This window comes from Alcaligenes sp. SDU_A2 (genome assembly GCF_038237375.1).
GTDB lineage: Bacteria > Pseudomonadota > Gammaproteobacteria > Burkholderiales > Burkholderiaceae_B > Alcaligenes.
Genome location: NZ_CP151273.1, coordinates 1,419,416 through 1,432,795 on the forward strand (window position 1 = coordinate 1,419,416; position 13,380 = coordinate 1,432,795).

Consider the following 13,380-nt stretch of genomic DNA (forward strand, 5'->3'; position numbering starts at 1 on the left):
TATTAGGAATCATCATGAATGCTCCTGGTCACGCCGACGCCGTTCGGCGTCCTCTGCCGGACGTTTTTCTGCAGGCTTTGCAGTCCCGGTTCACGGACCGCTGTTCGCTCGCGCACGCCGTGCGCGAGCACCACGGAAGGGACGAATCCCCGTTCCCTCCTATGTTGCCCGATGCCGTGGTCTTTGCCCGCAGCACCGAGGAAGTGGCCTGGGTGGCGCGTCTGTGCCACGAGCACCATGTACCGCTGATTCCGTATGGCGTGGGTTCTTCGCTGGAAGGGCATCTGCTGGCCGTCCAGGGCGGGGTCAGTCTGGATCTGTCCGGCATGGACCAGATCGTGGCGATCAATCCGGAAGACTTTACGGCCACGGTACAGGCGGGTGTTACCCGCTTGACCCTGAACGAGCAATTGCGCGATACCGGTCTGTTTTTCCCGATTGATCCGGGTGCCGACGCCAGTCTGGGCGGCATGGCGGCGACGCGGGCTTCGGGCACCAATGCCGTGCGCTACGGCACCATGCGCGAGAACGTGCTGACCATGAAGGTGGTGACGGCCGACGGCCGTGTCATCGAGACGGCCAATCGCGCCAAGAAATCCTCGGCGGGTTACGATCTGACGCGCCTGTTCATCGGTAGCGAAGGCACCTTGGGCATTATTACCGAAGTCACGGTGCGCCTGTACCCGCAACCGGAGGCGATTTCTGCAGCCATCTGCAACTTCCCCGATCTGCGTTCGGCCGTGCAAAGCGTCATCGAAGTCATCCAGATGGGCATTGCGATCGCCCGAGTCGAATTTATGGATACGGGGGCAGTGCGCGCTACCAATGCCTACAGCAAGCTCACGCTTAAAGAGTCGCCGTTGCTCTTGTTTGAGTTCCACGGCAGCCCAACCGGCGTGCAGGAGCAGGCCCAGATCGTACAGGAAATTGCTCGCGATAACGGCGGCATGGATTTTGAATGGGCCGACAAGCCCGAGGACCGTTCGCGCTTGTGGACGGCGCGCCATAATGCGTATTTTGCCGGCCTGCAACTGCGCCCCGGCTGTCGTGCCAGCACGACCGATGTCTGCGTGCCTATTTCCGCTCTGGCCGATTGTGTCGAGCAGACGGCAGCCGATATGGATCAGGCTTCTTTCCCTTACACCATTGTCGGGCATGTGGGCGATGGCAACTTTCACGTTCTGATGTTGCTGGACCCAGACGATCAGGAGCAATGGCAAGAGTCCGAGCGCCTGAATCGCCGTCTGGTGCAACGCGCCATCCAGATGCAGGGCACCTGCACCGGCGAGCACGGCGTCGGTCTGCACAAAATGGAGTTCATGCTGGCCGAACACGGTCAGGACAGTCTGGACATCATGAGCAGCATCAAACAGGCGCTGGACCCCCACAACATCCTGAATCCGGGCAAGATGATTCCACCCCGCGCCTAGGTGGCCGGCCAGGGGTGGGAACACCGTCCCGGCTGCTGGCCAAGCCCCACGGGGCGGGGCATGCAACGCATTCGCCGGTCCCCCTCCAGGGCTTTGCCCTGGAGGAGTCCTGGGCAGGCGTACAATATTCTTTTTGTGGTTCGCCCTGGCGAGCCTTTTGCCATACAGCGCGCCCGTTGCGGCGTGCATCACCACCACAGCAATGACTACATCCAGAAAAAAAGGTCGCGTCGTGATCGGCATGTCCGGCGGCGTCGATTCCTCTGTTTCGGCTTGGCTGCTCAAGCAGCAGGGCTACGAGGTCGTGGGCCTGTTCATGAAGAACTGGGAAGATGACGACGATTCCGAATACTGTTCCTCGCGCCAGGACTGGCTGGATGCCGCCAGCGTGGCCGATGTGGTGGGCGTGGACATCGAAGCCGTCAATTTTGCCGCCGAATACAAGGACCGGGTCTTTGCCGAGTTTCTGCGCGAATACTCAGCCGGCCGCACGCCCAATCCCGATGTGCTGTGCAATGCCGAAATCAAATTCAAGGCTTTTCTGGATCACGCCATGACGTTGGGGGCGGACTGGATTGCGACCGGCCACTATGCCCGCGTGCGCGGCGTGTCGGTGGGCGGTCGTACCCAGTACCAGTTGCTCAAGGGGCTGGACGCGTCCAAAGATCAGAGTTACTTCTTGCATCGCCTGAATCAGGCGCAGCTTTCGCGCACCTTGTTTCCGCTGGGCGAAATCAACAAGCAGGATGTGCGCCGCATTGCACAGGAACTGCAACTGCCTAACGCGGCCAAGAAAGATTCCACCGGCATCTGCTTTATCGGCGAGCGTCCGTTCCGCGACTTCCTGAATCGTTATCTGCCCACCCAGCCCGGCCCTATCAAGACGCCCGAAGGCGTGGTCGTCGGCCAGCATGTGGGCTTGTCGTTCTACACCTATGGGCAGCGCAAGGGCCTGGGCATAGGCGGGGTCAAGGGCAAGCAGCGCGAGGACGGCACGGCCGATGCCTGGTACGCAGCCCGTAAAGACCTTCAGACCAATACCCTGTATGTGGTTCAGGGGCACGATCACCCTTGGTTATTGCAGTCCGAGCTGCGCGCGGACGATGCCAGTTGGGTTGCCGGTCATCCGCCCGCGCAGGAGGTACTGGGAGCCAAGACGCGTTACCGCCAGTCGGACGCGTCCTGTCGTCTGACCGATGCCGCCGGCAGCCGTTTTACTCTGGCTTTTGATCAGGCCCAGTGGGCCGTTACCCCCGGACAATCTGCCGTGCTGTATGACGGCGATGTCTGCCTGGGCGGCGGCATTATTCAATAGAGATACTCATGGACCCTGTTCTTGTCGCTAGTTTGCTGGCCCTGGGGGCCGGCGTAGGTGTGGCGGCCGGTTTGCTGGGGATAGGCGGGGGCATGATTCTTGTGCCTTTCCTGACCTTTTTGCTGCCGCGCTTTGGCGTGTCGCAGGAACTGGCCGTGCATGCGTCCATCGCCACGGCAATGGCCACTATTCTGTTTACGTCTTTGTCCAGCGTGCGCGCGCATCACAAGCGCGGTGCCATACGCTGGGATGTGGTGCGCGCCATGACGCCGGGGCTGATCGTAGGCGGAATCCTGTCCGGTGGCGCTGTGTTTGCGGTCATCGACGGCACCTTGCTGGCCTTGGTGTTTGCGACGTTTGTGCTGTATTCGGCCTATAAGATGGGGCGCAATACGCCGGTGCCGCAGGGGCGGGCCATGCCGGGCCGGCCTGTTATTGCCGGCATGGGCGTGCTGATCGGTTTTGTGTCTGGCCTGCTGGGCGCGGGTGGTGCCTTTTTGTCGGTGCCGTTTATGCTGCGCGGCAATGTCCCGGTACGCCAGGCAGTAGCCACATCGGCGGCGCTGGGTTTCTTTATTGCCTTGGCCAATAGCGTGGGCTATATCTGGTCTGGACAGGCGGTCAATGGGGGACAGCCCGGCATGCTGGGTTATATCTACTGGCCTGCCTTGTTGATTGTCTCGGCCATGAGCGTATTGACGGCACCGGTCGGGGCCAGTCTGGCGCATCGGATTTCTCAGGTCACGCTTAAACGCATCTTTGCGGCCATGCTCAGTACGTTGGCCGTTTATATGATTGTGCAGGCTATTTTCCACGCCTGACGCCCCTTGCTGACCGGATGCGCCAACTGGTGGCGTTCAGGGCCTGCTGTCTACTGGCTAGACGGTGTGCGGTAGGGCTCCGGATACAAAAAAGCCCATTCAATCGAATGGGCCCTGTCTTGCCGGAGAGTGCGGTCAAAGAGCAGGGAGGGTGCTGGCGAACGAAGGCCGCGTCTGCAGTTTCTCGTCCAGGCGTTGCAGATTGCCGTACTGCGTGCGCCAAGCCATAGTGGGAAAACGCAGGTCCAGATAGCCTAGGGCACAGCCGACGGCGATATCGGCCAGGCTGAAGGTCGTGCCCATGCAGAAGGCTTGTTCGCCCAGGCTGCTGTTCATGGACTGCAACGCGGCGGCGATCTTGCCGTGTTGGCGGTCGATCCAGGGCTGATGGCGCAGTTCCTGGGGGCGGCGGTTTTCTTCGATCACGATGGCAACGGCGGCATCGAGCACGCCGTCTGCAATGGCTTCCCAGCATTTGACCGCAGCGCGATCGCGCCCGGCCTGGGGGATGAGACGACCGACGGGCGACAAGGTATCCAGGTATTCGACAATAACGCGCGAGTCGAACAGGCTGCCCTGGTCATCCATGATCAGGCAGGGAATCTTGCCCAGCGGGTTGTACTTCATGATATCGCTGTCGTCAGCCCACACATCTTCCAGAATCAGCTCGTAGTCGAGCTTTTTTTCCGCCATGACGACGCGGACTTTGCGCGCGTAAGGGCTGGTGAGGGAAGCAAGGAGTTTCATAGGAAGCTATCAAAAGTTACAGGCTAAAAAAGTATAGCAGGAACACCTGTAGGAACGACCCGCTCGCCTGGCCTAAAAGGTCTTGTCGGCGCATTGGATTCAAACTGTGGTTTATTCGTCAAACATCTGGACGTAGACGGGCCTGTCGGGGCGCTCTTGCGCTGGGGCGCGCGGGGGTGGGCGGGCAATGTTAGAATGCTGGCTGAATTTTCTCCCCTCTTTTTCCTGTAGAACGATGCAAATAGCCGATACTTTGAGCACTCTCAATGCCCTGTCCCCCCTGGACGGGCGTTATGGCAGCCGTACGGGCACCCTGCGGGGACTGTTGTCCGAAGCTGCTTTCATGTGGCACCGCGTGGAGGTCGAAGTGGCCTGGTTGATCGGTCTGTCCGATGCCGGTCTGCCGGAGCTGCCCGCGTTTTCGTCTCAGGCGCGCCAGGCGCTCAAAAGTCTGGTAGAGAGTTTCTCCGAAGACGACGCGGCCCGTATCAAGGCCATCGAGCGCACCACCAACCACGATGTTAAGGCGGTGGAGTATTGGCTCAAGGAAAAAGTGTCGGGTAATGCCGAACTGGCCCAGGCGGCCGAATTCATCCACTTTGCGTGTACATCCGAGGACATCAACAATACATCGCATGCCTTGATGCTGACCCGTGCCCGCGAACAGGTCATCTTGCCGCAGTTGCAGGCGGTGTGTGATGCCATCAAGGAGCAGGCTCGTCAGCACGCAGCCCAGCCATTGCTCTCGCGCACGCACGGCCAACCAGCCAGCCCCAGTACCATGGGCAAGGAATTTGCCAACGTCGCCGCCCGCCTGCAGAACGCCATTGCCGCCATTGCCGCTGTGCAGCCCCTGGCCAAGCTCAATGGCGCGACCGGTAATTACAATGCCCATTTTTCGGCGTATCCCGACATCGACTGGCCGGCTTTCAGCAAGCAGGTGCTGTCCGGTTTGGGTTTGACGCAGAACGTCTACACCATTCAGATCGAGCCGCATGACTGGATGGCGGCGCTGTTCGATGCCATTGGCCGCGCCAACACCATTTTGCTCGATTTCAACCGCGACGTCTGGGGCTATATCGCCTTGGGGTACTTTAAGCAGCGCCTCAAAGAAGGCGAGATCGGTTCGTCCACCATGCCGCACAAGGTCAACCCGATCGACTTCGAGAACTCCGAGGGCAATCTGGGTCTGGCCAATGCCGTGCTGCGCCACCTGTCCGAAAAACTGCCCGTGTCCCGCTGGCAGCGCGACCTGACCGACTCGACCGTGTTGCGCAACCTGGGCGTGGCGTTGGGTTATAGCGTGGTGGCCTATGACGCCTGCCTGCGTGGTCTGGGCAAGCTGGAGCTGAACGCGGCGGCTGTCGACGCCGACATCGATGCCTGCTGGGAAATTCTGGCCGAGCCGGTGCAAACGGTCATGCGCCGTTATGGCTTGCCACAGCCCTACGAGCAGCTCAAGGCCCTGACACGCGGCAAAGGTATTACCGAAAGCGCACTGCGCGAATTTATCGGCGGCCTGGATTTGCCGGCCGATGCCAAGAATTATCTGCTCAATCTGACCCCGCGCAGCTATCTGGGTGTGGCGGTCGAGTTGGCCAAGGCTATTTAAGAACCGTGTCATGCGTGCCGTGGGAAAGCGGCACGCCAAACGGTCCGCTATGCGCTTCATGCCCCCCGGGGCGCTTTACGTTTTATTTACAGGAGTTAGTATGAAGAAATTCGCATTCCTGGCTGCCGCTGCTGCGGTATGTGCTGCCATTGCCACTCCGGCCACGGCGCAGTTTGCCAAGCCCGAACAGGCTATCAAATACCGTCAGGCCGGCATGGCCCTGATCGGTTCGCATTTCGGTCGCATGGCGCCTGTGGCCAAGAAGGAAGCGCCCTTTGATGCGGCTGCGATTGCCAAGAACGTTGAAGTGTTGTCCGTGTTGGCTACCTTGCCTTGGGCCGGCTTCGCACCCGGTACCGAAGGTGGCGATACCAAAGCAGAAGCCTGGAGCGATGCCAAGGGTTTCAAGCAGGCCGAAGACGATTTCCTTGCCGCAATGGGCAAGCTCAAGACAGCTGCTGACTCGGGCGACTTTGATGCCTTCCGCGTCGCTTTTGGTAATGTGGGCAAGTCCTGCAAGATCTGTCACGACGCCTACCGCAAAGATAATTAATCGGCGCAGCTCAAAAAAAGCCCTCGAAAGAGGGCTTTTTTGCGTCTGTGCCGTAACCGTGAAGAGGGGCAGGGCAGCCCCTTTGGGTAGCGTCGATTCCGCATCATGATGGGTCTCAGTTCTGGTAGCCGGATTCGCCGTGGGTACGGATATCCAGGCCTTCGCGCTCGTGCTCGGGGCTGACACGCAGACCACCGCAGATCCACTGCGCCAGTTTGAACGCAATCAGTGCGGCCACGCCCGACCAGACCAGGGTCAGCAATACGCCTTCCAGCTGAATCCATAACTGCATCCAGACACTATGGCCAGCGGCGGTGCCGGGGCCACCCCAGGAGGGCGCATTGAACAGACCGGTCAGCAAAGCTCCGACAATGCCGCCCAGGCCATGAATGCCGAATACATCCAGCGTATCATCGGCGCGCAGCAGGCGTTTCAGGCCATTGACGCCCCACAGGCAGGCCAGCGAGGTGATCAGACCAATGGCCAATGCTCCGGAAGGTGCCACAAAGCCGGCGGCAGGGGTGATGCCGACCAGGCCGGCAATTGCACCTGAGCAGGCTCCCAGCAAAGACGGATGTCCTTTGGTCAGCCATTCGCCAATGGTCCAGGCAAGCACGCCGATGGCAGCCGCCAGCATGGTATTGAAGAAAGCCAGGGCGGCATTTGCGTTGGCTGACAGGGCCGAGCCTGCATTAAAGCCGAACCAACCCACCCACAGCAAAGCGGCGCCGATGAAGGTCAGGGGCAGATTGTGCGGAGGCATGGCTTCGCGGCGATAGTTCAGACGCGGGCCGATCAGCCAGGCACCCACCAGTCCGGCCATGCCGGCGTTGATATGCACCACGGTGCCCCCGGCAAAGTCCAGTGCGCCGCGCTCATTCAGCAGGCCACCATGTTCAGGGTCGGCGAACCAGACCATGTGGCAGATCGGCAGATAAGCCAGGGTGAACCAGATCAGCGTAAATACCAGAATGGAGGATAGCCGGGCGCGTTCAGCCAGGCTGCCGACAACCAGTGCGCACGTCAGACCGGCAAAGGTGGCCTGGAAGGCGGCAAACAGCAGTTCGGGCAGGGAACCGGACAGGGTGAACTTCTGATCGCCTGGGGTAAAAAGGCCATTCAGAAAGAGCTTGTCCAAACCGCCGATAAAGGCGTTGCCGGAAGTAAAGGCCAGCGAATACCCGTAGATGAACCACAGCACCACGCCCAACGAAAACACCAGCAGTGTCTGCGAGAGCATGGACAGGGCATTTTTGCGACGCACCATTCCAGAGTAAAACAGGGCTAAGCCTGGTGCGGCCATCATCAGCACCAGCAGGGTGGAAACCAGCATCCACGATAGGTCAGCGTTGTTCATGACGATGTCTCCCGAGCTTAAAGGGCGTTTTCATCGCACTCGCCGGTGCGGATGCGGACCACATGATCCAGGGCCTGAACGAAGATCTTGCCGTCACCGATGCGTCCGGTACGGGCGCTGTTCTGGATGGCTTCCAGTACGCTATCGAGCAGGGCGTCGGGGACGGCGAGTTCGATACGGATCTTGGGCAGAAAGTCCACGGCATATTCGGCCCCCCGGTACAGTTCGGTATGGCCTTTTTGCCGGCCAAAGCCTTTGACTTCGGTCAGTGTCATCCCTTGAATGCCAAGCTCGGAGAGCGCTTCGCGGATTTCGTCGACCTTGAACGGCTTGACGATGGCTGTAATGAGTTTCATAGGTGTTCCTGAGGTAAACGCAGGTCGGCCAGCCATGCAGGGGAAAACAGGAGTACCGTTCAGGATGGGACGGGTGGAGAGATGCCAGCCGGAACTTGTGGTTCCGGTGGTGGGCTTGAAGCCGGGCGCGCCGTCGGCGGTTTCGGCTTGAGTTGATCCCCGGCTGCTCGGCCGCAAGGCAGCAGCGTGGGCGCAAGGTGAAGGCAAGCGGACCTGTGTTGTAGGTTGAAGAGCAACACAATTCCGGCAAGGCGAGTAAGCTAGCTTGGCACGTGACCCCGATCTTGCCTAGTCGGTGGGCAGTGAGGGCAGCGGTGGCGCTCTGTGGCACCTGTTTCCGCGGATCTCACTACCGCAGGAACAAAGACTATGGAAAAATAATATATGCTGCGGCGCAACAAGTGAGCGCCAGATGTCATTTTTTTTTAATTAGTCTTAACTTTGCAACAAATAAGGGGCCATTCGTGCAGGAAAATAAAAAAGCCCGCACAATGGCGGGCTGATTTATGTGTTTGCGGAGCAAACGCTTACAAGAATATTTCCGGTAAGCCGCAGAAAGCTTGGTGGGTCGTGACAGACTCGAACTGTCGACCAATGGATTAAGAGTCCAGTGCTCTACCAACTGAGCTAACGACCCGTGTTTCCTGCGAAGAAAAGAATTATAAGCCTGAATCCGCAATGCACAATATCAGTTTACATATTGTTTCAAATAGACGCTAACTCGGGTCGGCTTGATTGAAGGTGTCGCAGCGTTGCAGCTGGCCGCTGCGGTAGCCTTGCTGGAACCAGGCCATGCGCTGCTTGGCGCTGCCGTGGGTAAAGGAGTCGGGCACGACATAGCCTTGGGCCTGTTTTTGCAGGGTATCGTCACCCACGGCCTGAGCAGCGGCCAGGGCCTCCTGTATGTCGCCGGGTTCCAGGATCTGACGCTGTGCATCGGCGTGATGGGCCCAAACGCCTGCATAACAGTCGGCTTGCAGCTCCAGCCGTACCGAGGCCTGATTAGCGCGGCTTTGCGAGCCGCTGCGGCGCGCTTGCTCCAGGGTGCGCATGGCACCGAGCTGGTTCTGCACATGATGCCCCACTTCGTGCGCAATGACATAGGCGGGCGCAAAGTCTCCTTTGACTCCCATGCTGCGCTCCATTTCATCAAAAAATCCCAGGTCTATATATAGCTTTTCGTCGCCGGGGCAGTAGAACGGTCCCATGGCCGATTGACCGGTCCCGCAGGCGGTGGGCGTGGCACCGCGATACAGCACCAGAACTGGGTCCCGGTACTGGCCGGTGGTTTGCTGCTGAAAAATGGCGCGCCAGACATCTTCGGTTTCGCCCAGGACCTTGGCGATGTATTGTCCCTGGGCGTCGTTGGCGGGGACCGATTGGGCAGGCGGCTGCGTAACGGGGCCTTGGGCAAGATTTAGCACCATAGTCGGGTCCAGGCCGAAATACATGGCCACGAGCGCCAGAACAATAGCGCCCAGCCCGATCTTGCCGCGTCCGCCCCGGGGGCCGGCTGCGCGGCGGTCTTCGACGTTCCGGCTGGAACGGGATCGATCCAGGCGCATGGTGTTCTCCTTGTTTCCGAAAAAGCGTCAATGTACCCTGAATTGGAGCCAGCGCTGGCGCAAGACGGTGTGCGTTAACTGTTCTTGAAGAATAAGTCACTGACATAAAAAGGGAAATGTTCTTTGTCCAAGGGCTTTCCCCATTCTTGCCCACTGCAATTGTGGATAAGTGGGCCGGTGTATGCTGTTGGTATCGAGTGTGGCGGGAGGTGCCCGATGCTGGCTGGAACCTTGTTGGCCCTGCGCGATCATGCGCGGGTTCGTGCCATAGGCGCAGTGGTGGCGCGCTATGGCATACAGGATGTGATGGCGCGCCTGGGGCTGGAGCAGCTCTGGCCCGGCACGCAAAGCTCGGCCCAGGTTGATGTGCGCGATGCGACTGCGCCAGTGCGTCTGCGCCGTGCTCTGGAAGAGTTGGGGCCAACGTTTGTGAAACTGGGGCAGATTCTGGCGACCCGCAATGATCTGCTGTCGGTGGAATGGACCCAGGAGTTGGAAAAGCTGCAGGGGCAGGCCGCTCCTGTACCTTGGGCAATCATAAAAACTGAACTGGAGCAGGCGCTGGGACAGAGCCTGGAGCAGGCTTTCGCCTGGTTTGACAGCGATGTGCTGGCGGCCGCGTCGATGGCGCAGGTATACCGCGCACGCTTGCATGATGGCACACCCGTGGTCGTCAAGGTCCAGCGTCCGGGGTTGGAACCTTTGATTCAGGCCGATCTGCGCCTGCTAGGGCAGATTGCGCGCTTGATTCAGCAGCAAGGGCTGCTGCCCGAATACCGCCCGCACGATATTGTGCGGGCATTGGCGTTGGCGATTGCCGACGAGCTGGACTTTACTCGTGAGGCGGCCAATGGCCGGACGGTGCGGGATAATCTGGCGCAGCTCGATTATGTGCTGGTGCCGCGCGTACACGACGAGTGGACCAGCCCTACCGTCATGGTGCAGGACTATGTGCAAGGAGTCTCGCCCCTGAATGGGGCCGCCTTGCAGGCCATAGAAGCAGATCGCCGTCTCTTGGCCCGGCGTGGAGCCATCGCCTTTTTGCATATGGTGCTGGAGGACGGTGTTTTTCATGCCGACCCTCATCCCGGCAATATCATGGCTTTGCCCGGCAATCGTGTCGCGTTCATCGATTTTGGGCTGGTCGGCCACCTGACAGAGCGCCGCAGGCAGCAGTTATTGATCTTGTTGCGCGCCATTGTGGATGGGCAGGCAGACGGCGTGGCCACTACCTTGCTGGATTGGTCTGGGGCAGACGATTTCGATTGGGCCAGGCTGGAAGAAAGCGCGCAGCGCTACGTGGCCCGCCAAAGTCGGGGCTTGCTGTCTATTTCGGCTGCGCTGATGGACTTCATGGCTCTGGCGCGCGAAAACAAATTGATGTTGCCGCCTGATCTGGCCTTGCTGTTTAAGGCCTTCATTACCGCCGATGGCGTGCTCAAGCGCCTTGACCCCCAGTTTGACGTGATTGCCGTGGCTCAGCCCATGATTGCCGCCATGATGCGCCGGCATTATTCCCCCCGTCGCTTGTACGACGATTTGCAACGTAGTTTGTTGGAATCGCGTCAGTTGGCGATGGAAGCCCCGCAACTGCTGCGCTTGTTGATGCACCGGATACGGCAAGGAAAAGTGCAGGCCCGCATCGAAGTGCAGGGACTTTCCCGTCTGGGCAGTGCGTTGGAAAAGGCGGCGCTGCGTCTGGCGATAGCAATCGTTACCGCGGCATTTGTACTGGTGCTGGGGCCCGGGTTGCTCACGCGCGGGCCGTCGTGGCTGGGCCTGACTATTTTTGGCTGGGCGGGTCTGGCGGCCGCTCTGATCGGATTGGTGCTGGTCTTGTGGGGGTATTGGCGTCGCCGCTAAGGTCGCCGGTAATTGTATCCGGATGGCTCTAGGCCATCCGGCCTAGGGCGGACAGTCACCGCCCACTTTAAAAGACAGTCAGCAGGGATGCGGCTCAGGCCAAACAATCCCCGCGTTATCCCCAGGTTTGTGCACAGTTTCTGGGGATAAGTTTGTCTTACATGAAGTCGTCCATGCCGCCGGCAGGTGCCAGTCCGGTCAGCGCGTAGACGGCCCAGCCTATTAGCGCAGCCAGCACAAGAGCGATCAGTCGTGTTTTCCAGGTATCGGTACTGGCCGGCAAGTGGGTGTCGGCAGGTATCCGGGCGTCTCCGCTGATCATGACACTGGTTAATTTTTGGCCACCACGAACGCGATACAGGATGATGGCCAGGATGTGCAGCGCAATCAAGGCCAATATGATTGCTTCGTTGGCTTTGTGCAGGCCGGTCAGGGTTTTGGACCAGTCGCTGCTCAAGTAAGCCAAGGGGCCGGTTGTGAAAATATCGTCGTTGGCAAACAGCCCGGAAACCGCCTGAAAGCCAAGAACCAGAAGCATGGCCCAGACCGACCATGCCCCGATGGGGTTGTGGCCTGGGTAGATGGCTGGTTTGTCGCGTAGATAGCGCAGGCTGCGTGCAGGATGGGGCAGAAAATGCACAAAGCGAGAATAATGGCCGCCGATCAATCCCCAGACCAGACGAAAGGCCAGTAGCCCAAGGGCCAGCAGGCCAAAGCGCACATGCCAATCCATCCATAGTCCGCCTACTTTAATGGTGACAAAGCAGGCCACGATACTTAAAACCAATAGCCAGTGGAAAAGACGTGTGGGTAAATCCCATACCCGCAGGCGATGGGGGGATGGTGTAGTAGTCATAGTGATATCCGGGGTGAAACAGGACGATTGATTATAAGCAATGTCCTGTTGGAGATCCCCGCTGTGCCGAAGTTCCGGGCTAGCGCATCAGTTGCTTGCGTTTGCGCAAGCTCACCTTGCGCCCGTCGTAGCGATATTCGTCGATATGGGCAGGGTCGTCCCGGCTGGGTGTTTCCATGATCAGGGTCTGCCCCTGATGGCGTACGCGTATCTGAGCGCTGCATGAGCCAAAGGCCGGCGTCAGCGTATATCCACCGGAGGCCACCGTGATCCAGTGGTAGCGGATGGGGCAGCTGCCCAGCCCGGTATCGACCGAAATCAAGGCGGTCTGGCCTTTTTGTTGCTTGAAAGCGTACGGAATGTTGATCATGCCCTTGATCTGTGGGCGGATGACTTCCGAGCCCAGCAGCAGTTGAGCTTCGTAGACGTACTCGCTCTGGCTGACTTGTAATACACCATACGGCGTATCCAGGCTAAGTTGGGAAGGCGGCTGCGGCCAAGCCAGCGGTGCAGTGGCACCGGCTGACAAAGAGAGGGCTAGAAGTACCAGCCCGCATAGGTGCCGATAGAAATGAGCTGTGGAAAGACGCATGGCGAGTCGAGTCTGGAATGGTTCAGGACTGTGCTGCGTAGGGACCGCGCAGAATTTCCTCTGTTTGTAAATTCTATGACATTTTATGTAAATTGTCAGGACTGCCAAAGAAAGCGGGCTTGATGCTGAATTGGATGCCGCGGAATCACACCATTGCCGTCGTTTATTTTCCGTATGTCTATAAAGCCTGCCGTGCCTTTATTTAAGGGATGTGGGGCCGGGCGCACTTAGAAGAAGCTGGCGGTTTTGCGCTATGATTACCGGATTGGCCCGGTTCTGGGCCTAGCCGCATTTTTTTGTAGCAACCGAGACT

The 13,380-nt window shown here is 59.2% G+C and carries 12 protein-coding genes and 1 tRNA gene; 6 read left to right on the forward strand and 7 right to left on the reverse strand.

Annotated elements, in window-relative coordinates:
• Positions 1–14 precede the first annotated feature (14 nt).
• The 3 genes from AADW57_RS06670 to AADW57_RS06680 all read left to right on the forward strand — a co-directional run bounded on the left by AADW57_RS06670 (position 15) and on the right by AADW57_RS06680 (position 3,566).
• The gene (locus AADW57_RS06670) at positions 15–1,430 is read left to right on the forward strand and encodes an FAD-binding oxidoreductase (protein WP_341669266.1); all 1,416 of its coding nucleotides are present in this window, start codon (positions 15–17) and stop codon (positions 1,428–1,430) included.
• Positions 1,431–1,632: 202 nt separating this feature from the next.
• Positions 1,633–2,745 carry a tRNA 2-thiouridine(34) synthase MnmA gene (mnmA, locus tag AADW57_RS06675; RefSeq protein ID WP_341669267.1) on the forward strand — a complete coding sequence of 371 codons (1,113 nt, stop codon included), beginning with the start codon at positions 1,633–1,635 and terminating at the stop codon, positions 2,743–2,745.
• A gap of 8 nt (positions 2,746–2,753) precedes the next feature.
• Positions 2,754–3,566, forward strand: coding sequence for a sulfite exporter TauE/SafE family protein (locus tag AADW57_RS06680; protein WP_341669268.1), 813 nt, complete (start codon positions 2,754–2,756; stop codon positions 3,564–3,566).
• Positions 3,567–3,701: 135 nt separating this feature from the next.
• Here AADW57_RS06680 and AADW57_RS06685 read toward each other — a convergent pair whose 3' ends face one another.
• Entirely contained in the window at positions 3,702–4,313 is a 612-nt protein-coding gene (locus AADW57_RS06685; protein WP_341669269.1) for a glutathione S-transferase family protein, read from the reverse strand.
• Positions 4,314–4,548: 235 nt separating this feature from the next.
• Here AADW57_RS06685 and purB point away from each other — a divergent pair, with 235 nt between their 5' ends.
• A complete protein-coding gene (gene purB, locus AADW57_RS06690) occupies positions 4,549–5,925 on the forward strand; it encodes an adenylosuccinate lyase (protein WP_341669270.1) in 1,377 nt (458 codons plus the stop codon).
• Between the two features lie 100 nt (positions 5,926–6,025).
• Positions 6,026–6,478: a c-type cytochrome gene (locus tag AADW57_RS06695; protein ID WP_341669271.1), complete on the forward strand. Its 453-nt coding sequence runs from the start codon at positions 6,026–6,028 to the stop codon at positions 6,476–6,478.
• Positions 6,479–6,593: 115 nt separating this feature from the next.
• Here AADW57_RS06695 and AADW57_RS06700 read toward each other — a convergent pair whose 3' ends face one another.
• From AADW57_RS06700 to ypfJ, 4 genes are all read right to left on the reverse strand, one after another.
• Positions 6,594–7,835 carry an ammonium transporter gene (locus AADW57_RS06700; RefSeq protein ID WP_341669272.1) on the reverse strand — a complete coding sequence of 414 codons (1,242 nt, stop codon included), beginning with the start codon at positions 7,833–7,835 and terminating at the stop codon, positions 6,594–6,596.
• 17 nt (positions 7,836–7,852) lie between these two features.
• Complete coding sequence (locus AADW57_RS06705) at positions 7,853–8,191, reverse strand: P-II family nitrogen regulator (protein ID WP_341669273.1); 339 nt, start codon at positions 8,189–8,191, stop codon at positions 7,853–7,855.
• Between the two features lie 561 nt (positions 8,192–8,752).
• Positions 8,753–8,828: transfer RNA gene (locus AADW57_RS06710), tRNA-Lys, on the reverse strand.
• 79 nt (positions 8,829–8,907) lie between these two features.
• A complete protein-coding gene (gene ypfJ / locus AADW57_RS06715; RefSeq protein ID WP_341669274.1) occupies positions 8,908–9,756 on the reverse strand; it encodes a KPN_02809 family neutral zinc metallopeptidase in 849 nt (282 codons plus the stop codon).
• A gap of 216 nt (positions 9,757–9,972) precedes the next feature.
• On the opposite strand from ypfJ, the gene AADW57_RS06720 reads away from it, so the two are divergent.
• On the forward strand, positions 9,973–11,619 hold the full coding sequence (locus AADW57_RS06720; RefSeq protein ID WP_341669275.1) for an ABC1 kinase family protein: 1,647 nt from the start codon (positions 9,973–9,975) through the stop codon (positions 11,617–11,619).
• Positions 11,620–11,776: 157 nt separating this feature from the next.
• Here the strand turns inward: AADW57_RS06720 and AADW57_RS06725 are convergent, their stop codons facing one another.
• Together AADW57_RS06725 and AADW57_RS06730 are read right to left on the reverse strand one after the other, a co-directional pair.
• Complete coding sequence (locus AADW57_RS06725) at positions 11,777–12,475, reverse strand: cytochrome b/b6 domain-containing protein (protein ID WP_341669276.1); 699 nt, start codon at positions 12,473–12,475, stop codon at positions 11,777–11,779.
• A 79-nt stretch (positions 12,476–12,554) separates the two neighbouring features.
• Complete coding sequence (locus tag AADW57_RS06730) at positions 12,555–13,067, reverse strand: hypothetical protein (RefSeq protein ID WP_341669277.1); 513 nt, start codon at positions 13,065–13,067, stop codon at positions 12,555–12,557.
• Between the last annotated feature and the right edge of the window lie 313 nt (positions 13,068–13,380).